Source organism: Granulosicoccus sp. 3-233 (assembly GCF_052681095.1).
In genome coordinates, this window is record NZ_JBQYLE010000002.1 from 109,843 (window position 1) to 130,729 (window position 20,887).

At 59.4% G+C, this 20,887-nt stretch carries 17 protein-coding genes and 1 tRNA gene; 13 read left to right on the forward strand and 5 right to left on the reverse strand.

Annotated elements, in window-relative coordinates; all coding sequences use genetic code 11:
- From gatA to ACUNV4_RS05520, 5 genes are all read left to right on the forward strand, one after another.
- Entirely contained in the window at nucleotides 1-1,455 is a 1,455-nt protein-coding gene (gene gatA / locus ACUNV4_RS05500; RefSeq protein ID WP_430877504.1) for an Asp-tRNA(Asn)/Glu-tRNA(Gln) amidotransferase subunit GatA, read from the forward strand.
- A 37-nt stretch (nucleotides 1,456-1,492) separates the two neighbouring features.
- Nucleotides 1,493-2,929, forward strand: coding sequence for an Asp-tRNA(Asn)/Glu-tRNA(Gln) amidotransferase subunit GatB (gatB, locus tag ACUNV4_RS05505; protein ID WP_430877505.1), 1,437 nt, complete (start codon nucleotides 1,493-1,495; stop codon nucleotides 2,927-2,929).
- Nucleotides 2,930-3,865: a hypothetical protein gene (locus ACUNV4_RS05510; RefSeq protein WP_430877506.1), complete on the forward strand. Its 936-nt coding sequence runs from the start codon at nucleotides 2,930-2,932 to the stop codon at nucleotides 3,863-3,865.
- A gap of 6 nt (nucleotides 3,866-3,871) precedes the next feature.
- Nucleotides 3,872-4,783 carry an Hsp33 family molecular chaperone HslO gene (gene hslO, locus ACUNV4_RS05515; RefSeq protein WP_430877507.1) on the forward strand — a complete coding sequence of 304 codons (912 nt, stop codon included), beginning with the start codon at nucleotides 3,872-3,874 and terminating at the stop codon, nucleotides 4,781-4,783.
- 180 nt (nucleotides 4,784-4,963) lie between these two features.
- Nucleotides 4,964-6,946, forward strand: a complete 1,983-nt coding sequence (locus ACUNV4_RS05520) for a glycoside hydrolase family 16 protein (protein ID WP_430877508.1) — start codon at nucleotides 4,964-4,966, stop codon at nucleotides 6,944-6,946.
- A 173-nt stretch (nucleotides 6,947-7,119) separates the two neighbouring features.
- Here the strand turns inward: ACUNV4_RS05520 and ACUNV4_RS05525 are convergent, their stop codons facing one another.
- Nucleotides 7,120-7,875: a HesA/MoeB/ThiF family protein gene (locus ACUNV4_RS05525; RefSeq protein ID WP_430877509.1), complete on the reverse strand. Its 756-nt coding sequence runs from the start codon at nucleotides 7,873-7,875 to the stop codon at nucleotides 7,120-7,122.
- Nucleotides 7,876-7,904: 29 nt separating this feature from the next.
- Here ACUNV4_RS05525 and ACUNV4_RS05530 point away from each other — a divergent pair, with 29 nt between their 5' ends.
- Nucleotides 7,905-8,483 (forward strand): acyl carrier protein phosphodiesterase, encoded by a 579-nt coding sequence (locus ACUNV4_RS05530; protein WP_430877510.1) that lies wholly within the window; start codon nucleotides 7,905-7,907, stop codon nucleotides 8,481-8,483.
- 85 nt (nucleotides 8,484-8,568) lie between these two features.
- Nucleotides 8,569-10,686: a polyphosphate kinase 1 gene (gene ppk1 / locus ACUNV4_RS05535; protein WP_430878288.1), complete on the forward strand. Its 2,118-nt coding sequence runs from the start codon at nucleotides 8,569-8,571 to the stop codon at nucleotides 10,684-10,686.
- Nucleotides 10,687-10,698: 12 nt separating this feature from the next.
- On the opposite strand, the gene ACUNV4_RS05540 is transcribed toward ppk1, so the two are convergent.
- From ACUNV4_RS05540 to hemA, 4 genes are all read right to left on the reverse strand, one after another.
- The gene (locus tag ACUNV4_RS05540; protein ID WP_430877511.1) at nucleotides 10,699-12,216 is read right to left on the reverse strand and encodes a Ppx/GppA phosphatase family protein; all 1,518 of its coding nucleotides are present in this window, start codon (nucleotides 12,214-12,216) and stop codon (nucleotides 10,699-10,701) included.
- Nucleotides 12,217-12,280: 64 nt separating this feature from the next.
- On the reverse strand, nucleotides 12,281-13,144 hold the full coding sequence (gene prmC, locus ACUNV4_RS05545) for a peptide chain release factor N(5)-glutamine methyltransferase (RefSeq protein WP_430878289.1): 864 nt from the start codon (nucleotides 13,142-13,144) through the stop codon (nucleotides 12,281-12,283).
- A complete protein-coding gene (prfA, locus tag ACUNV4_RS05550; protein ID WP_430877512.1) occupies nucleotides 13,141-14,223 on the reverse strand; it encodes a peptide chain release factor 1 in 1,083 nt (360 codons plus the stop codon). Before prfA ends, prmC begins: the two co-directional genes overlap by 4 nt.
- Nucleotides 14,220-15,482 (reverse strand): glutamyl-tRNA reductase, encoded by a 1,263-nt coding sequence (gene hemA / locus ACUNV4_RS05555; protein WP_430877513.1) that lies wholly within the window; start codon nucleotides 15,480-15,482, stop codon nucleotides 14,220-14,222. Before hemA ends, prfA begins: the two co-directional genes overlap by 4 nt.
- Nucleotides 15,483-15,602: 120 nt before the next feature.
- On the opposite strand from hemA, the gene ACUNV4_RS05560 reads away from it, so the two are divergent.
- The 6 genes from ACUNV4_RS05560 to ACUNV4_RS05585 all read left to right on the forward strand — a co-directional run bounded on the left by ACUNV4_RS05560 (nucleotide 15,603) and on the right by ACUNV4_RS05585 (nucleotide 20,863).
- Complete coding sequence (locus tag ACUNV4_RS05560; protein ID WP_430877514.1) at nucleotides 15,603-17,393, forward strand: tetratricopeptide repeat protein; 1,791 nt, start codon at nucleotides 15,603-15,605, stop codon at nucleotides 17,391-17,393.
- The gene (lolB, locus tag ACUNV4_RS05565; protein ID WP_430877515.1) at nucleotides 17,390-18,100 is read left to right on the forward strand and encodes a lipoprotein insertase outer membrane protein LolB; all 711 of its coding nucleotides are present in this window, start codon (nucleotides 17,390-17,392) and stop codon (nucleotides 18,098-18,100) included. The genes ACUNV4_RS05560 and lolB overlap by 4 nt, the downstream gene beginning before the upstream one ends.
- Before the next feature lie 49 nt (nucleotides 18,101-18,149).
- Entirely contained in the window at nucleotides 18,150-18,992 is an 843-nt protein-coding gene (ispE, locus tag ACUNV4_RS05570; RefSeq protein WP_430877516.1) for a 4-(cytidine 5'-diphospho)-2-C-methyl-D-erythritol kinase, read from the forward strand.
- A gap of 29 nt (nucleotides 18,993-19,021) precedes the next feature.
- Nucleotides 19,022-19,097, forward strand: a tRNA-Gln gene (locus ACUNV4_RS05575).
- Nucleotides 19,098-19,157: 60 nt separating this feature from the next.
- Nucleotides 19,158-20,111, forward strand: coding sequence for a ribose-phosphate diphosphokinase (locus ACUNV4_RS05580; RefSeq protein ID WP_430877517.1), 954 nt, complete (start codon nucleotides 19,158-19,160; stop codon nucleotides 20,109-20,111).
- Nucleotides 20,112-20,200: 89 nt separating this feature from the next.
- Nucleotides 20,201-20,863, forward strand: coding sequence for a 50S ribosomal protein L25/general stress protein Ctc (locus ACUNV4_RS05585; protein WP_430877518.1), 663 nt, complete (start codon nucleotides 20,201-20,203; stop codon nucleotides 20,861-20,863).
- The last annotated feature ends 24 nt before the right edge of the window (nucleotides 20,864-20,887 follow it).

Here is a 20,887-nt window from a genome sequence, read left to right on the forward strand (position 1 = left end):
ATGCATGACAAGACTCTGGCCGAACAGGCCGCACTTCTCGCCAGTGGCGATCTGAGCAGCAGCGACCTGGTCGAGCACTACCTGCAGCGTATCGAACAGCTCGGTGGAGCGTTGAATGCCTTCCTGGCCGTGGATGCCGACGGCGCACGGCAGGCAGCTGCTGCTGCCGACGAGCAGCGCAAGGCCGGTAAGGCCGGTCCTCTGACCGGTTTGCCGATTGCCCACAAGGATATTTTCTGCACCACACGGATGCCAACCACTTGCGGCTCACGCATGCTGCAGGACTTTGTCTCGCCCTATGAGGCGACCGTGGTGGAAAAACTGCGCACGGCCGGTCTGGTAACGCTGGGCAAGGCCAATATGGACGAATTTGCCATGGGCTCCTCCAACGAGAACAGTTTCTACGGCCCGGTGGCCAACCCCTGGCAGGAAGACCGGGTACCCGGCGGTTCCTCCGGCGGCAGCGCCGCCATAGTTGCCGCTCGTCTGGCCTCGGCAGCCACCGGGACTGACACCGGAGGTTCGATTCGCCAGCCCGCGGCCTATTGCGGTATCACCGGAATCAAGCCGACCTATGGGCGCGTGTCTCGCTACGGCATGATCGCCTTTGCCTCGAGTCTGGATCAGGGCGGTCCCATGGCTCAGACCGCCGAAGACTGCGCACTGTTGCTGCAGGCCATGGCAGGCCATGATGCTCGCGATTCCACCTGTTCGCCAGCGTCCGTGCCCGATTTCAGTGCCGATCTGAATGCCGACCTGAAAGGGCTGCGCATCGGAGTGCCACAGGAATACTTCGCCGAGGGCCTGGACGATGACGTGGCCGCCTGTGTCAACGCGGCTCTGGCCGTGCTGGAAGGCGAGGGTGCCATTCTGAAGCCCATCTCGCTGCCCAATCAGGGCTTGTGCATTCCTGCCTACTACGTCATCGCGCCAGCAGAAGCCTCCAGCAACCTGTCTCGTTTCGACGGTGTGCGCTTCGGTCATCGCTGTGAAAATCCGCAGGATATCGATGACCTGTACACCCGTTCGCGTGGTGAAGGTTTCGGGGCGGAAGTCAAACGCCGTATTCTCATCGGCGCCTATGCCCTGTCTGCCGGCTATTACGATGCCTACTACAAGAAAGCGCAGCAGGTCCGGCAGCTGGTCAGTGATGACTTCAGCAATGCCTTTGCCGATGTCGATGTAATTGCCGGACCCACGACACCCACCACGGCCTTTGCCCGGGGGGCCAAGAGCGATGATCCGGTGGCGATGTACCTGAACGATCTGTTCACCGTGTCGGCCAATCTGTCCGGGCTGCCAGCCTTGTCTGCGCCGTGTGGCTTTGCCGATGGTCTGCCCGTCGGATTGCAACTGTGCGCACCGGCGAATCAGGAAGCGCGTTTGCTGAACGTGGCGCACCGCTACCAGGGCGTGACTGACTGGCATCGCCAGATTCCCGCCTCTTTCGCCTGAATGGCGCAGGTAAACGACTGATACAGGCTTGCAAAACATGACATGGGAAACCGTAATCGGGCTGGAGATTCACGCACAGCTCGCCACTCGATCCAAGATATTCTCGGCCGCCTCCACCGATTTCGGAGCCGCGCCCAACACACAGGCCTCAGCGGTCGATCTGGGTCTGCCCGGCGTCCTGCCGGTGGTCAATCGCGAAGTGGTGCGCATGGCGGTGCGCTTCGCTCTGGCAACCGAGGCCAGCATCACGCGGCGTTCGGTCTTTGCCCGCAAGAACTACTTCTACCCGGACCTGCCCAAGGGGTATCAGATCTCGCAGATGGCATTTCCGATTGTCGGTGAAGGGCGTATCAGCATTACCTTGCCGGACGGGCAGGATAAGAGCATCGGCCTGACCCGCGCGCATCTGGAAGAGGATGCGGGCAAATCGGTGCATGATCTGTTCGAAGGCATGACCGCCATTGATCTCAATCGCGCAGGAACACCCTTGCTGGAAATCGTCTCGGAGCCTGACATGCGTTCGGCCACCGAAGCGGTCGCCTATGCCCGCTACATGCATTCCCTGGTGCGTTACATCGATATCTGCGATGGCAACATGCAGGAAGGCTCATTTCGCTGTGACGCCAACGTGTCGGTGCGCCCGGCCGGCAGTGACACCCTGGGTACCCGTACCGAAATCAAGAACCTGAACTCCTTCCGCTTTCTCGAACGTGCCATCGACTTCGAAGTCGAACGCCAGATCGATATCCTCGAAGATGGTGGCCAGGTGGTGCAGGAGACACGGTTGTACGACGCCGACAGGGATGAAACACGGTCCATGCGCAGCAAGGAAGAGGCGAACGACTATCGTTATTTCCCCGATCCGGACTTGCCGCCACTGGTCATCGACGAAGCCTTCATCGAATCTGTCCGAGCCACCATGCCGGAGCTTCCGGTGGCGCGTCGAACGCGCTTCGTGGAAGAGCTGGAGATTCCGGCTGCCGATGCGCAGGCCCTGTGCGCCGACCGACAGACAGCGGATTATTTCGAAGCGGTTTTCGCCGATCGCAAGTTTGCGCCGAAGCTGGCCGCCAACTGGGTGCTGGGCGAACTGTTCGCACGGCTGAACAAGGAAGATGTGGCGCTGGCCGACGCCCCTGTCAGCGCCCGTCTGCTGGGTGATCTGATTGCGCGAGTGGATGACGGAACCCTGTCCGGCAAGCTGGGCAAGCAGGTGTTCGAGGCGCTGTGGAGCGGCGAAAGCGATGTCGATGCCGTGATCGAGGCGCGCGGCCTGAAGCAGATTACCGACACGGGTGCCATTGAAGCGATGATCGATGAAGTCATTGCTGCCAATCCATCACAGCTGGCGGAATACCGTGCCGGCAAGGAGAAGTTGCTGTCGTTCTTTGTTGGCGCCGTGATGAAGGCCTCGAAGGGCAAGGCCAATCCTGCCCAGCTGAACCAGATTCTGCGCGACAAGCTGAAGGCCTGATTGATCCGCGCCCTCGCTTTTCTGGGCCGTCACGGGCGGTGGGTGCTGCCCGCCGGTCTGGTGGCTGGCGTGTTGCTGCCCTGGGCAGCGGGCCCCTTGCGACAGGGGATACCGCTGTTCATCGCACTGCTGCTGTTTCTGGCTGTACTGCGCATCCTGCCGGATGCCGGTGCGGCGGCATCCATGCGCAGCCGGGCAGCCTGGACGTCGACGCTGCTACGTGTCGGACTCGCCCAGTTGCTGTTGCCGATCAGCGTATTCGCATTGTCGAGCCTGTTGCAGGCTCCGTGGGTGGTGGTGATGTCTGCCACGCTGGTTGCCGCCGCACCACCGGTGTCCGGCAGTCCGAACCTGGTTCTGCTGCTGCGCGGTGATGCGGCACTGGCCATGCGCTGGCTGATGCTGGGCACGATTCTGCTGCCCCTGAGCTGTCTGCCGGTGCTCTACCTGTTGCAACCGCAGCAAACTGTCACCACCATGTTGGCTCCCGCAGTGCAGCTGCTGCTGCTGATTGGCGGCTCCGTGTCGGCAGCCTTGCTGGTGTCGCAGCGCTTGCACAGAGGGAAAGTGCAACTGAACGCAGCGGCGCTGGATGGTGTGAGTGCCCTGGCGCTGGCCCTGATGGTGATCGGCTTGATGTCTGCAATACACGAGCCGTCCAACGGTTGGGCCGAGCTCGGACAGATGCTGCTGCTGGCTCTGCTGGTGAACGTGGGCTACCAGGCACTGGGCGTGCTGGGTTCGCGGTTCACGCATCAGGGCTCGGCTCGCAGTATCGGTACGGGCGTCGTTTGCGGCAATCGCAATATCGCGCTGTTTCTGGCGGCATTGCCGGCGGCTCAGATGGAACCCTTGTTGTTGTTCATAGCTTGTTATCAGGTGCCGATGTACCTGACCCCGTTAATCGGCGAGGCCTTCTATGCTCGCCTGGAGTGATATCCCGTGAGAGACAGAGATACCCAGCAGAAATTTCTCGTCGAGTCCTGCGATGTTCGTGGTCATCTCGTGCAGCTGGATGATACCTGGCGTGAGGCCGTGGCACGCGTCGAGTATCCGCCGCAGGTACGCCAGGTACTGGGCGAGGCCTTTGCCGCCGCCGCCCTGCTGGCCAGTACCATCAAGTTCGATGGCAAACTGACACTGCAAGTGCGAGGCGAAGGGGCCGTGCATCTGCTGGTGGTGCAAGTGACCAATGACGGCAGCCTGCGAGGTCTGGCCCGCTGGAACGAGGTGCCGGAAGAACCCTCTCTGCAGGCCATGTTCGGCGCCGAGGCGCGCATGATCATCACGGTGGAAGCCAATCGTCAGTCCGAGCCCTATCAGGGCATCGTGCCGCTGGAAGGGGACACGCTGGCCGAGGCATTGCAGGGGTATTTCCGCACCAGTGAACAGCTGCAGACGCAGCTCTATCTGTCGGTGAGCGAGAATACGGCCGCTGGCGTTCTGGTGCAGAAACTGCCCAGCGAGGAGCGTGTCGCCAATGATGCTGACGGCTGGAGCCGGGCGACTGCCCTGTGCGATACCCTGGGTGACGAGGAACTGTGCACTGAGGACAGTCAGACCCTGCTGTATCGACTGTTTCATGAAGAGCAGGTACGGGTCTTCGAGCCGGAAACAGTGCGCTTTCACTGCAGTTGTTCGCGAGAGCGAACCGACGGCATGCTGTTGGGGCTCGGCAAGGCGGAGGTCAGCAGCATCCTCGAGGAGCAAGGCAAGGTGGAAATCAGCTGCGAATTCTGTGACAGCGTGTACAACTACGACAAGGTCGATATCGCCGCGCTGTTCAAGGGAGTGCCGACGGCGGTTGCCAGCGCCGCCGTGAGTGAAGAGGATGGTGACATCACTCGTCATTGACGGCGCGTTTGGCCCGTCTTGTCCGGATGAGGGGCGAGACGGTCAGCTGTAATACTTTGTGAACTGGTGGGCAGGCAAGGTAAAAGTACCACTGCCTGACCCTTGCTCGACCCGGTCCACAGCCCCCGACTCGGTATACTTCAAGGTTCCAGCTGTATCCACGTGATCGGGAACCGAGGCATGAAAATCCAGAATGCTGTAGACATGGCTGCCACAGCAGCACGGGGCTTGCCGCTATCGGCAGGCACAGTGAAAACAGGCCGTGCGCTGGTCTGTTGCGCCATCATGGGTCTGGGCCTCGGCGGTGCAAGTGCAATGGCGGCCCCGACGGTGAATGGCGGTACCATTTCCTGGCCGGACGATGGCTGGTATCAGGTGCAGGATGCGCAGACTTTCACATCGCTGTGTCAGGGGGGAAGCAGTTGCGATGTTGCACCCGGCCGCTACATTGTCATCAACCATGGCACCGGACAGCGGTTCGAGAACGTGATTGTCACGGCAGGCAACACCGAGGGTGTCACTGTCGATGGGCTGCTCATCCGCTGGCCGGACGACGGTTGGTATCAGGTACAGGATGCAACAACGTTCGAGTCCTTGTGCGAGGGCGGACGCTCCTGTCAGGTCAGTGCCGGCAAGTACCTGGTCGTCAACCACACCACGGGTGAACGCTTCGAGAACATTGTGGTGGAGTCCGCTTCCAACGGCGGTGGCGATGGCCCGGGGGACAATGAGTTGCCACCGCCACAGGTACCAGAACTGGATGACCCCTTCGCCTTGCCACTGCCCTTGCCCAATCCCGCCGACCCCTTCGGTTCATTGTTGGAAGTCGATGACGAGCAACCGGTAGCGGGTGGTCCACCCACGCAACCCAAGCATCTGCGCCTCGATCTGGTATCCAACAACTGGGCAGAAATCAGCTGGGCACCGGCCAATGACGACGGGGAAGTGGTGCAGTACACCCTTTATCGCAGTGATGGTGTGACCTACGAGATTCGGGGTGATCAGACCGACCCGGCCTCCGGCTCGCAGAACGAGATCGACAAGTACTGGCTGACCACTTCCTTCATCGACTGCAATTACACCCGCTTCGACGACCGTCTGCACCGCTGTGGTGTGAACACGCCGGTACCCGGTGAAACCTATACCTATGAAATCACCGCGACGGATGATGAGGGTCAGGAATCGGTGGCCTCGGAGCCGTTGACCATCACCTATCTGAAGAATCGCAATGCCCCGGTGCCGCTGTACGACGATCTGTACAAGGGAGCCGATGATCGTTTCGTGCAGAATCACGATCTGTCGGCCGTGCCTTACTGGCTGGATGAATTCGATCTGGTCTTCTCCGACGAGTTCAACGAGGACTCTCTGGACGCGGACAAGTGGCAGACGCGGCTGGTCTGGGGCGACAATCGCATCGTCAATCGCGAGCAGCAGTATCTGGTGGATATACAGGCCTATCCGGACTTCGGTTATGACCCGTTCACCTTTACCGGTGAATCGATCATCATCAATGCCATTCCGGTGCCCGAGGAACTGGAAGAAAAACTGCCGTCGGTGTGTGAGGAAGGGGATCCTGCTGATCCGGCGCCTTGCCAGTTCCTGTCCGGCGCCTTGTCCTCGCATGATCGTTTCCAGTTCGTCTACGGGTATACCGAAGGTCGATTCAAGGTCAGCGGCACGCCGGGTGCACTGTCCAGTTTCTATCTGTATCACCGGTATGCGGGAACCGGCGTGAACTACCATGCGCCGGAAATCGATATCGTCGAATATCTGGGCGAGAACCCCTTCGGCGCGCCGGATGCCTTCCAGACCTACCATTTCGGGGATCCCAATACCGGTATCACGCGCTCGGCGCCCACCATGTCCCATGCCAAACCTGGTGGCGGCACCTACGCGGATGATGGTGAGTGGCACACCTTCGGGGTGCTGTGGGAGCCGCAACTGGTCGTGTGGTATATCGATGGAATCGAGGTCAAGCGCCTGTTCGGCCCTCAGGTCTCGCGGCAGCCGATGAATATCGTGAACTATCTGGTGGCAGGCAGTGGCTGGGCACCCACGCCTGATCTCAGCGATGAGACTCTCTTTCCGATCCAGCTGGAGGCCGACTACATTCGCGTCTATCAGCGCGAGGCGTTCAAGGGTACCGCCTACTTCGGGCGCTGAGAAAAATACAGGTTCCGACATCTTGCCGGTTGGCAGGGTGTCGGGTCCGGGCCCGACAGGCAGGAACGCTCAGGCGGGAACGCTCAGCCAGGAAAGAACAGCCAGGAAAGAACAGCCAGGAAAGAACAGCCAGGCGGGCGTGGCTCGGCAGGCACTGCTCGGTCGACGAGAACTCAGGCCGCTGCGTCGGAGCCGCAGACCGGACATTCCGGGTTCTTGCCCAGACGTATCTCGTTCCATTCCATGGTCAGACCATCGAACAGTACCAGTCTGCCCGCCAGGCTGTCGCCGATGTCGCTGATCAGTTTCAGGGCTTCGATAGCCTGGATGCATCCCACCATGCCAACCACAGGGCCCAGGATGCCTGCCTGGGCGCAATTGTCGACCGCGTTGTCGGAGTCGCTGTAGAGACAGCGGTAACAGGGTGCATCGCTCTGTCGTGAGTCGTAGACGCTGATCTGTCCGTCGAATCGGATTGCGGCACCGCTGACCAGAGGAACCCTTGCCCTGACGCACGCGGCATTCAAGGCAAATCGGGTCGGAAAGTTGTCCGTGCAGTCGAGCACGGCCGTGCACTGAGCGACCAGAGAGTCCAGGTCATCCTCATCCAGTGCATAGTCCAGCGTCTCGATCCGGCAATCGGGGTTGATGTCCAGACAGGCCTGTCGAGCGGATGTGGTTTTCAGCTGTCCGACGCGATCCGTGGTATGGGCAACCTGCCGCTGCAGATTGGATACCTCGACGGTATCGAAGTCGGCCAGGGTCAGGCGCCCGACACCCGCTGCTGCCAGGTACAGAGATGCCGGGGAACCCAGTCCTCCGAGCCCGACGATCAGTACATGACTGGCGCGAATGCGTGCTTGTCCCGCCTCACCGATCTGCGGAAGGCTGGTATGGCGGCTGTAACGATTATCTGGTGTCAGGTCCATGATGCAAAGAATACAGTACATTAGTGCTCATGAACTTCCTTGCTCACAGTCTGATGGGGTTTGATGAAGCGGAGCTGATTGCCGGTCAGATCTGTGGTGATTTCGTGCGCGGCAATGAGCTGTCCCGATTTCCCGGTCGCGTGGAAACCGGCATTCGCCTGCATCGCTATCTGGATCGTTTCACCGATACCCATCCAGCCCTGCAACAGGCCCGCGCCGGGATCGACAGCGTGTCCTACCGCTTTTCCGGTATCGTCATCGACGTGATGTTCGATCATTTCCTGGCCTGTCAGTGGTCTCGATACAGTGCGCACACGCTGGCAGCTCATGCCGATATCGTACACGCTGCTCTGGCTGACAATCACGCCCATCTGCCAGAAAGATTGCAGCGTTTCACACAGGTGTTACTCAGTGAGCGCATACTGGAGAGTAATGTCGAACTTGCATCCATCGAACTGACCCTGGCCCGATTGTCGCAGCGATCGCCCCGATTTGCATCGCTAGCCATGGCCGAGGCAGAGCTGGAGCCGCTTCGCGACCAATTGCAGAAGCCCTTCGAATCGTTCTATCCTGATCTGCTCGATGCTGCCAGGAGCTATCTGGGGTGACTGTTCCGTTCGGCATCCGAAAACAATATTCCGATACAAAGGAGACATAGTGGAGAGTGACAACAACGCCCATCCTGCTGCCGTATTGCCGGAGCAATGGTCGCGCAGCAGTTATCGTTCCTTGCCACTGGCCAACCGTGAACTGAGTTTTCTGAAATTCGATGAACGGGTCCTGGAGCTGGCCAGCGATACCAAGGTTCCCTTGCTGGAACGGCTGCGGTTTCTGTGCATCTCCAGCAGCAACCTGGATGAATTCTTCGAAATCCGGGTTGCAGGCCTGAAGCAGAAGATTCTGGGTGGCATCGAAGGGGCCGGCATTGACGGCCTGTCGCCGTTGCAGGAGATGGCCTGCATCAATCATGCGGCGCATTCGCTGGTGGAAAGGCAGTATCAGTTGCTCAATGATGTTCTGATTCCCGAATTGGCTGGCGAGGAGATTCGCTTCTTCAACAGGCTGGGCTGGACGCCGGAAGTCAGTGCCTGGGTCAAGGAATTCTTCAACAACGAGATTGCCCCGGTACTGAGCCCGCTGGGTCTGGATCCTGCACATCCGTTTCCGCGCCTGACCAACAAGAGCCTGAACTTCATCATCGATCTCAGGGGCCTGGACGCCTTCGGTCGGGACTCGGGCTTTGCCCTGGTACGGGCTCCCCGATCCTTGCCGCGAGTGGTACGGGTGCCTTCGGAGATCTGTGGCGTGCGCGATGGGTTCGTGTTCCTGTCATCCATCGTGCACTCACAGATCGGCTCGCTGTTTCATGGCATGAACCCCGTGGGTGTCTATCAGTTCAAGGTGACGCGTAACAGTGATCTGTATGTCTCCGAAGAGGAGGTGAACAATCTGCGGCGTGCCCTGGAGAGCGAACTGGTACAGCGCAATTTCGGCCAGGCGGTGCGTCTGGAAGTCGCCGCCAATTGTCCCAATCGCATCATTCGCTATCTGCAACGTCAGTTTCATCTCGAGCAGGATGATGTCTATCGGGTTGATGGGCCGGTCAACCTGAATCGCCTGTTCGGCATTCCCGATCAGATCGACCGACCGGACTTGAAGTATCCCTCGTTCAGCCCGCATATGGCGCCTGCCTACGAGACGCGCAGCAGTATCTTCGACAACATCACCTTGCGTTCCCCTGTGGTATTCCACCACCCCTACGAGTCCTATGTGCCGGTCATCGATCTGGTGCGCCAGGCGGCTGCCGACCCTGATGTACTGGCCATCAAGCAGACCCTCTATCGCACCGGTCACGAATCCGCCTTTGTCAGCTCGTTGATGGAGGCGTCGCGTCGAGGCAAGGACGTCACCGTGGTCATCGAATTGCGGGCCCGCTTCGACGAGGCTGCCAACATCGAACTGGCCACCCAGCTGCAGGAAGCCGGAATACAAGTCGTGTACGGTGTCGTCGGTTTCAAGACACACGCCAAGATGCTGCTGGTGGTGCGTCGCGAAAAGAAGAAACTGGTGAAGTATGCGCACGTGGGCACTGGAAACTATCATGCCACAACCGCCCGTGCCTACACGGACATCAGTATGCTCACCAACGACCCTGCCATCACGGAAGACGTGCACAGGGTATTCACCCAGTTGACCGGACTCGGCCAGACGCTGTATCTGAACCAGCTGATCGAAGCTCCCTTCAATCTGCATTCCTACTTCGTGGGGCGGATCATGCACGAGACCGAGATCGCCAGCCAGGGCGGTCGCGGACATGTCATTGCGCGCATGAATTCACTGGTAGATCCGGGCATCATCCACGCCCTGTACGAAGCGTCGCAGGCGGGTGTCACGGTCGAGCTGGTGGTCAGAGGCATCTGCATGCTCAAGGCTGGAGTTCCCGGTCTGTCGGAGAACATCCGGGTGGTCTCGGTACTGGGCCGTTTTCTGGAACACTCGCGAATCTTCTGGTTTCTGAACGAAGGCGCAGAGCAGCTGTACATGAGCAGTGCCGACTGGATGCCACGAAACTTCTTCAATCGGGTCGAGATTGCGGTACCACTGGAAGGCGAAGCACTGGAGCGCGTCAAGACGGAATGTCTGGATGTCTACCTGAAGGACAACCTCTATGCCTGGCAGCTGGAGCCTGATGGCAACTATCGGAGACTGGTCCCTGCGGACAGCAGCACGGATGAAAACGAAGAACCGGAAGCCTTCAGTGCACAGCAGTATCTGATCGATCTATACGGCGACAATCACATCGATCACTGAGCAGAGTCAGGCTCAGGCAGACTTTTCTGCCTTGAGCTTGATGCTGATGTGGGTCAGCCGTTCAGCTTCCGCTGCCAGTTCCGCACTGGTGAGCGGATGCTCATCCAGCCATGCCTGGGGGGCGATGACGGTGATCTGTCCATCCTTGATTCGCAGGTTTATCTGGTCCAGTGGTTCGTCGTGGCGGCCGCGATGCAGCAAGGCAGCCAGCCTGAGGATGCTCAGCAGGCGCAGCAGGCGTTGGCGTTCTTCTTCGGGCAGGCTGTCAAAGGCTTCGTTCTCGATCTTGCGGCGGTGATAACGTACCAGCAGTGACAATGCCTTCTGTTCTGCCAGGGTGAAGCCGAGCAGGTCGGAGTTTTCCAGGATGTAGGCGCCATGCTTGTGGTACTGAGTGTGGGCAACACCCATTCCCAGTTCGTGCAGGCGTGCTGCCCAGACGAGCAGTTCCAGATCTGTCTCCGGATCCAGCTTCCAGGGTTCGGCGACATGGCCGAACAGCATGGCCGCAGTACTTTCAACCCGCGCTGCCTGACGAATATCGATCGAATAGCGACTGGTGAGATTGGCCAGGGTCTGACTCTGGATGTCGACGTGTTCGGCACGCCCCAGCATGTCGAAGATCAGTCCTTCACGCAGGGCGACCTGACTGGAGCGCATGGCCTCGATACCCAGTGTTCGCATGATGGCGCACAGCACGGTCAGGCCTCCGGCGACAACCTGCATGCGGCTCTGACTGATACTGTTCAGGTTCATCGCCTCGACACTGCCAGCCTTGACGGCCATCCGCATCAGTTTGCGCAAACCTTCCTGGGTGATGGTGCCATCGCTGATGCCCAGTTCCGAGAGCATGCGGGAGGCGGCCTTGATGGTCCCGGAGCAGCCGATGACCTCATCCCAGCCACTGTCGCGATAGGCAACGATCAGGGGTTGCAGTTCCAGTTCGGCTTCCACCATGGCCTTCTTCAGGCTGCCGTTGCTCAGCTTGCCGCTGCTGTCGAGAAACCGGCTGGTATAGCTGACACAACCCATGTTCACGCTTTCCATCAGCGTCGGGTTCAGCCCCTGGCCAATGATCAGTTCGGTGCTGCCGCCACCGATATCAATGACCAGGCGTCGCTGATTGTTGTCGGGAAAGGTGTGGGCCACGGCCGAGTAGATCAGGCGGGCTTCCTCCCGACCGGCGATGATCTCGATCGGTTTGCCCAGCAAGCGCCTGGCCTCTCGCATGAAATGATCCTTGTTTCTGGCGCGGCGCAGGGTATTGGTACCGACGATACGGATATGCTTGAGAGGGACTTCGCGAAGACGTTCGGCGTATTTGGCCAGAGCATCCAGTGCCGCCGCTTCGGTCTCGGGCGTCAGTCGGATGTTCTTGTCCAGTCCGGCACCGAGTCTGACGGGCATGCGCAGGCTGTCGATCTTGCGGATCGAATTGCCTTCTGCTTCCGCCACTATCATGTGGAAGCTGTTGGAACCCAGGTCAATGGCCGCATAGGCTTCATTGAGTGCGGGTTGTTCAATGCTCACGATCTCTACTCCGGATTGTCGTTCGGCTGTGGCTATCAGGCAGGTTGCATCAGTTCGCTGGAAATCACCGGACCCGCTCCTGTCGGTAACCCAGGCTGACCCGTTCATGTCCGGACAGATCCCGACAGGTCTGAACCTGCTCGAAATTGTAGTCGTCCAGCAGGGATCTGACAGAAGCTCCTTGCTCCTGACCATGCTCCAGCAGCAGCAGACAGCCCGGTTTGCCGGCCCGACAGCTGGCTTCGATGATCTGTTCGATATCCTCCAGGCCGCTGCTGCCGCTGACCAGCGCCGTCTGTGGCTCGAAATGCAGCGTCGGCAAGTGAGGGTCGTCACTGGCGAGGTAGGGCGGGTTGCTGAGGATCAGTGCTGCGGACTCCGCGGCGATGCAGTCAAGCCAGCTGGCCTGGATCAGCTGCACCCGCCCCTGTCCGAATTGCCGGATATTGTGTTGGGCGATCTGCAGAGCGGCATCGTGACGTTCGATGGCGGTGATCGGCCGGTCGCTGACTTCCTGTGCCAGCGCCAGTGCAATGGCTCCGGAGCCGGTACCCAGTTCGATGATGTCTCCCGCTGGCAGCTTGGGCAGTCTTTCCAGTGCCAGCTCGACCAGCAATTCCGTGTCCGGCCGTGGAATCAGCGCACCGGCTGCCAGAGACAGGGGCAGAGACCAGAATTCACGCTCGCCGGTGAGATAGGCCAGGGGTTCGCCGTCGCAGCGCCGCTGCACCAGCTGTTGCAGGCTGTGCAATTGATCACGGCTGAGTTCGGTCTCGGGAAAGGCGAACTGGGAGGCACGCGAGCGGCCGGTGACATGGGCGGTCAGCAGGGAGGATTCCAGCTCTGCCGATTCCCGGTCGTGCTCTGTTCTGGCGGCCTCGGCCAGCAGTCTGCTGGAGTGAGCAAGCCATTCTCCGACGGTGTTCAGTCCCCGAACTCGGCCAGCAGGTCTGCCTGGTGTTCTGCAATGAGAGGCTCGATCACTTCGCCAAGACCACCGGTCATGACTTCATCGAGTTTGTACAGGGTGAGGTTGATACGGTGATCGGTCAGACGGCCTTGTGGAAAATTGTAGGTACGGATACGCTCGGAGCGGTCGCCGGAGCCCACCTGCAGGCGTCGTGACTCGGACTCGGCACTCTGCTGTCTGGATTGCTCGGCATTGAGCAGCCGCGCCTGCAGCAGGGCCATGGCCTTTGCCCGGTTCTTGTGCTGTGAGCGCTCGTCCTGACATTCCACGACCACGCCGGTCGGGATATGCGTCAGGCGGATGGCTGAATCGGTCTTGTTGACGTGCTGACCACCGGCACCGGACGCACGAAAGGTGTCCACCCGGATATCGGCGGCGTTGATGTTGATCTCTTCGACCTGGTCGACTTCGGGCAGGATGGCAACGGTCGCCGCAGAGGTGTGAACCCGGCCCTGCGATTCCGTTTCCGGGACACGCTGGACTCGATGGGCACCGGATTCGAACTTCAGGCGTGAGAAAACCCGGTCACCCACCAGCCGGCACACCACTTCCTTGTAGCCACCGTGGTCACCGGGGCGTTCGTTGATGATTTCCGCTCGCCACTTGTTCAGTTCGGCATAGCGCAGATACATGCGCAGCAGGTCGCCTGCGAAGATTGCTGCTTCATCACCACCGGTGCCCGCCCGTATTTCCAGGAAGGCATTGTTCTCGTCCCGCGGATCTCGTGGCAGCAACAGGGTCTGCAGCTCTCGTTCCTGGCTGGCCAGTTGCTCCTCGAGACCCGGCAGTTCCTCATTGGCCATGGCGCGCATCTCGGCGTCGCTGTCAGAGGCCATCTCTCTGGCGCTGCTCAGGTCGTCCTCGGTCTGTCGGTAGGCCGCGAAGGCGCTGACCACCGGCTCCAGTTGCGCATACTCCTTGGACAGAGCCCGGAACTGTTCCTGGTCGCTGATGACGTCGGCTTCGCCAAGCAGTGCCGCGATTTCCTCGTGCCGTTCACTGATGCTTTCGAGCTTGGACTGGATGGAGGCTTTCATTTTCTTGTCGTTGGCAGGTCCAGTAGCGTGCGTGCTGCTTCGAGCAGGGAATCGTTGCCGTTTTCAGCGGCCTGGCGCATGCGCGCCGTGGGTTTGTGCATGATCTTGTTGCTCAGGGAGTGGGCCAGCTGTTTGAGGATCATCTCCGGATCCTGGCCGGATCGCAACTGCTTCAGTGATTTTTCCAGTGCCTGGCTGCGAATGTCATCGACTTGCGCGCGGTAGGCCAGAATCGAGTCCTTTGCGCTCAGCGACTGCATCTTGCGCATGAAGAGGTCTACCTGGGCGGAGACGATCTGTTCCGCCTCGTAGGCCGCTTCCTGACGAGACTGGCGATTCTCGTCTATCACCTGCTGCAGGTCATCGACCGTATACAGGAAGACGCCATCCAGATCGTTGACTTCGGTTTCCACATCGCGTGGCACGGCAATGTCCACGATCAGTTGTGAACGGAACTTGCGCTGCTTGAGGGCACGCTGGACAGCACCCTTGCCGAGAATGGGCAGGGTGGAAGCGGTGGAGCTGATGATGATGTCCGATTGCGGCAGGCAATCGGGGATGTCCTTGAGTTCGATGGCGCTGCCGCCGACTTCCTCGGCCAGTACCGTGGCGCGTTCGAGCGTGCGATTGGCGATTCGAATCGTACCGATGCCGGCAGCCTTCAGATGTCTGGCAGCCAGCTGAATGGTTTCGCCTGCCCCGATCAGCAGGGCCGATTGCTTGCTCAGGTCGGTGAAGATCTGTCTGGCCAGGCTGACTGCCGCAAAGGCCACTGATACGGGACTGTTTCCAATGGCGGTATCCGTGCGCACCTGCTTGGCAACCGAGAAGGCGGTCTGAAACAGGGTGCTCAGCTCCATGCCCAGTGTGCCGTTCTCGTCGGCATCGCGATAGGCCCGTTTGATCTGACCCAGAATCTGCGGTTCGCCCAGGACCATGGAATCCAGCCCGCTGCAGACGCGCATCAGGTGTCTGACGGCTTCCCGGTCGGAATGATGGAACAGATAGGGTTCGAACCCCTGGTCGCGTAACTCGAAATAGTGGTGCATCCATTCGACGACCGCCCCGGTATCCTCGTGCTCCATGCCACAATAGATCTCGGTACGATTGCAGGTGGAGATGATGGCGGCCTCATTGACCGCACCGACGCTTCGCAGCGTTGCAAGTGCATCTCCGAGCTTGCCCTCGGCGATGGCTGCGCGTTCCCGGATATCGACGGGTGCCGTGTGGTGATTGATTCCGAGAGCGAGGATTGACATTGCATAATTCTAGCAAAAACAGGGACAAATCCGTCCAGATTGGCATCTGATTAGTCGTCAAGTGCCGCTACACTCACTAAATGATGGCAGTCTTGCGTGATCAAGCGCACGGGATCGACAATGAGCAACGAATGTAACGTCAAAGACAGGTTTTTCCAGCGGCTGTGTTCAGGGGCTGTTTCCTGCCTGCTGCTGGGGTGCAGTGCGGTACCGATGAGTCCGGGAACCGTGCTGGCACAGGGGGGCGACGGCTCGAGCGATCCGGAGCCGGCCGCCGGCTCCACGGTGTCACCGGCAGAAGCGACTGGCAGAGCAGGGCAGTCGTTGATGGATTCTCAGCTGATGTTCGAGCTGATGATTGCCGAACTGGCGGGGCGCCGGGGTCAGCTTGACGTGGCCATGGCAGGTTATCTGCGTGCCGCTCAACACACCGATGACCCGCGAGTATCCGAGCGTGCCACTGCGCTGGCACTCTATGGTCAGCAGTGGGCCGAGGCAGAAAAGGCCAGCCGGCGCTGGCAAACTCTGGAACCGCAGTCGCAGCAGGCCAGTGACATGCTGGCGCAATCGCTGTTGCAGCAGGGCAAGACCGATGAGGCCGTGTCGCTCTATCGTGAGCTGATCGCCGCGGCCGATGACCCCGATCAGCAGATACGCCAGTTGCATGGCGTTCTGCAGAACGCCGGTGACGAGGAGCAGGCGCTGGTGGTCATGGAAGCCATGCAGGAGGTCCTGCCTGACAATGCCAGCGTGTCTCTCGCACTGGCTCGGATCAGGCTGGCCGGCAACGATCTCGACGGCGCCCGAACGGCGGCGCAGGAAGCGCTGCGACTGGACGGCGGCAGCAATGAGTCGCTGTTGCTCAATGCGCAGCTGATGTTGTCTGCCGGAGAACCGGACGAGGCCTTTGCTGCCATAGAGAGTGCGCTGACCGACAATCCGAACAGATTGATGCTGCGCCTGGGATACGCGCGTCTGCTGCTTGAGGCGGGACATTTCGATGCAGTGGGTGATCAGCTGGATGCCTTGTATGAGAGCTCCGGCGACAGTCCCGATACCTTGTTCACCATCAGTATGATGGCGCTCGATGCGCGTCGCATGGAGCGCGCGAAAACCTATCTGACGAGCCTGCTGGAGACCGGTGAATACCCCGACGAGGCCAATTTCTACCTGGCCCGTATCAGCGATCAGCAGCAGGACCATGAGGCCGCGATCGCCTTCTATGATGCCGTTGGCGCCGGTGAACTGCTGGTGCCTGCGCAGATGCGGGTTGCCGAACTGCTCGGCTTGTCCGGGGACGTGGAAGCGGGACGGGCGCGATTGCGGGCTCTGGCCATCGAGGTGCCCGATGAGGATCAGCAGATCCAGTTTCTCAGTGCAGAAAGCCGCATGTTGCAAAATGCCGGTCAGGCTGCCGAAGCTGTCAGTGTGCTGACAACGGGCCTGGAACGGTATCCGGACGACGCGGACTTGCTGTATTCGCGCGCCTTGGCGGCAGACGCCGCTGGGGACAAGAGTCTGCTGGAGTCCGATCTTGAAGCCCTGATTGCGGCCGAGCCGGACAATGCCCACGCACTGAACGCACTGGGTTACCACTTTGCCGATGCCAACATCGAGCTCGAACGCGCTGAGGAACTGCTGGTCAAGGCCAATCGTCTGCTACCCGATGACCCGGCCATCATGGACAGCCTGGGCTGGTTGCGTTATCGCCAGGGCAGGTTCTCCGAAGCCATCGAACTGCTTGAATCTGCCTATCAGCTGTTCCCCGATCCGGAGATTGCAGCGCATCTGGGCGAAGTGCTGTGGCTCAATGGCAATGAGCAGGAGGCCCGCAGTTTTGTGGACAAGGCACTGGCCAGCAGTCCGGGAGATGACCGTCTGTTGCAAGTCAGGAAGAAGTACATCGAATGACAGGTATGCCCATGTCGCGCAGCCTGCGGCTGGCAGTGCTGATTCTGCCCTTCATGCTCGGCGCCTGCCAGAGTGTGGCGCCGCCGCAACAACAAGGTTCGGAGCTGGATGAGTCCACGCTGAAGCTGTTGACGCGTCGTCACGAAGCGCTTCTCGAGTCACGCGATAACTTCAAGGTCAGCGGTGGCCTCGGCATCTGGACTGATGAGGAAACCCTGTCGGCACGTATCAACTGGTTACAGACACCTCAAGCCCTGCACCTGACACTGGAAGGGCCGCTGGGCGTTGGCACAATGCAACTGGAGGACAGCGCCGGCTCGGCAACTCTCAGTCGTGGTGAGCGATTGCTCGCCAGAGGCGCCAGTGCCGACACGGTATTGCAACAAGGGTTGGGGCTGGCAGCGCCGGTTCCCTTGCAGGAACTGGCTTTCTGGATAAGAGGGCTACCCGGGAACGCAAGTCAGGTGATGCGTGACGAGGAAGGAAAACTGTCTTCGCTGCGATTCACTGATGAACAGGGAACTCATTGGCAGGCTCGTTTTCGTCGCTATGCCGATTGGGATGGGGTGGCGGTACCATCGCTGATCACGGCCTCTGGCGGGCCATATTCGGTCCGTGTGCTCTTGAAAAACTGGGCGCATGTAACTACAACTGTTGTGCCTGAAACGCCCGAATCAAACAACAGGCTTCCGATCCCGGGTCGGTAGCGGTACACTACGCCTGAGTTTCCAACCCATAGCTATTCAAAGGACTACGTTGACTACCAGATGGCTGGCTCCGGCCAAGATAAACCTTTTCCTGCACGTAACTGGAAGACGCAGTGACGGATACCACACGCTTCAAACCGTGTATCAGTTCGTCAACCTCTGCGATGTTCTGAAATTCGCCGTGCGTGAAGACAGTGAAGTTCACCTCAAGTCGGACTTCAAGGAAGTGCCTCCAGAGAGCAATCTCGTGGTGCGCGCCGCCAGGGCCCTGCAGGCACACTCGGGTACGCGTGCCGGAACGGACATCACCCTCGAGAAGGTCATACCCACCGGTGGCGGTCTGGGAGGCGGCAGTTCGGATGCGGCAACCACGCTGGTGGCGCTGAATGAATTCTGGCGTCTGGGACTGAGCATCAAGGAACTGGCAGAAATCGGCGTCACCGTCAGTGCCGACGTACCGGTCTTTGTCTATGGTCAGGCCAGCTGGGCAGAGGGCATTGGTGACAAGCTGACCCCCGTTGCACCGCTCGAGCCCTGGTATCTGATTGTCAATCCGATGGTGCAGGTATCAACAGCCGCATTATTCAACGCCCCGGAATTGACACGGAACACAAGTCCGATCACAATACGCGACTTCATGGACGGACGAAGCACTAACGTGTTCGAATCGGTCGTGGTAGCACGGTACCCGGAAGTTGGCGCAGCTCTTGATTGGTTGCGTAGCAATTACCGTGGTTTTCGCGCTAAAATGAGTGGAACCGGTAGCTGTGTCTTTACAGCGTTCGATTCCGAGGAAGAAGCCAGGAAGTTGTGTGACCGTCTGCCCAAGGGTATGACCGGTTATGTAGTAAAAGGCAGAAATGCTTCGCCACTTTATGACTTTTCTGGATAAATGTAGCGTATACTCTGCGCAGTCTTGATTGGGCCGTCGCCAAGCGGTTAAGGCACCGGGTTTTGATCCCGGCATTCGGAGGTTCGAATCCTCCCGGCCCAGCCATTATTCAAGCATTTCCAGATCAGACCTCTCAAACCGCAACACACTGCTGATCCTGATCCCATGCATGAGCGCAAACTGATGATCTTTGGCGGCAACGCCAATCCTCGTTTGACTCAGAATATCGCTGCCTACCTGCAACAGCCCATTGGCAAGTTGCAATTGACGCGATTCAGTGATGGCGAAACCGCCGTCGAAATCCTGGAAAATGTGCGCGGCGGCGATGTCTTCATCGTTCAGCCAGTTTGCGCTCCCACCAATGACAATCTGATGGATCTGCTGGTCATGGTCGACGCCATGCGGCGTTCATCGGCTGATCGCATCACGGCTGTTGTGCCTTATTACGGTTATGCTCGTCAGGATCGCCGCGTGCGATCGGCACGGGTACCCATCACGGCCAAGCTGGTCGCCAACATGATGAGTGTTGCCGGGGTCGATCGGGTGCTCACGGTCGATGTGCATGCCGAACAGATCCAGGGCTTTTTCGACATCCCGGTAGACAACGTCTACGCATCACCTCTGCTGCTGCTGGACATCTGGCGCAGCAAGTACGACAACCTGGTGGTGGTTTCTCCCGATGTCGGCGGTGTTGTCCGAGCACGAGCCGTTGCCAAACAGCTCGACGATGCCGATCTGGCCATCATCGACAAGCGCCGTCCGCAGGCCAATCAGGCGCAGGTCATGCACATCATCGGTGAAGTTGCCGATCGTACCTGTGTCATCATCGATGACATGGTCGATACGGCAGGCACCCTGTGCAAGGCTGCCGAAGCCCTCAAGGAGCATGGCGCTACCAAAGTTGTGGCTCTGGCCACACATCCGGTACTGTCCGGCAAGGCAATTTCCAACGTCAACGATTCAGTTCTGGACGAATTGGTCGTTACAGACACCATCCCGCTGTCCGAGGCCGCCCGAGCTTGCGATCGCATTCGCCAGTTGTCGGTTGCTGACCTGTTGGGTGAGACCATTCGCAGAATACATGAGGATGAATCAGTCAGCTCTGTCTACATGGACTAGCTTTCTGATATAATTCGCCGGCTCTGCCTGGTCGCGGGCAGTGAAACGATGCACCAATTCCGGTGACATCGCCTTACGGAGAATCCGACATGTCTGACGATAACATCCACGTCAATGCCACGTCGCGCAGCGTTTTTGGGAAAGGTGCGAGCCGCCGCCTGCGTCGTGACAACCTGGTACCCGCAATCCTTTACGGTGCCGACAAAGAACCACAAGCCATTCAGCTGAAGCACAACGAGGTCATCAAGCACCTCGATACTGAAGCTTTCTACTCACAACTGTTAGCCGTCAGCGTAGATGGTGGCGAGCCCGTACGATCCCTGCTCAAGGACGTACAGCGTCACCCGTACAAGCAACAGATCCTGCACATGGATTTCGTTCGCGTCGTGGCCGGTGCGGAACTGCAGGTCAACGTACCATTGCACTACATCAATGAAGATGTCTGTGTCGGTGCGAAGAGCGGTGGTGTCATCAGTCACAACGACAACGAAGTACTGGTTGCCTGTCGTCCTCGTGACATTCCTGAAGCCATCGAAGTGGACATGGCCGCTCTGGAAATTGGTGATTCCGTGCATCTGTCCAACCTGAACATGCCTGAAGGCGTGCGACTGGTTGACCTGCATGAAGCCGGCGACGATTCCGACCGTCAGGTTGCTGCTGTCAACGCCCCGCGTGTTGAAGCCGAGCCTGAAGACGAGGAAACACCTGCAGCCGATGTACCGACTGCCGGTGACGCCGACAGCGCCGAGTAAGTATCTCGGGACTTGCTGATCCAC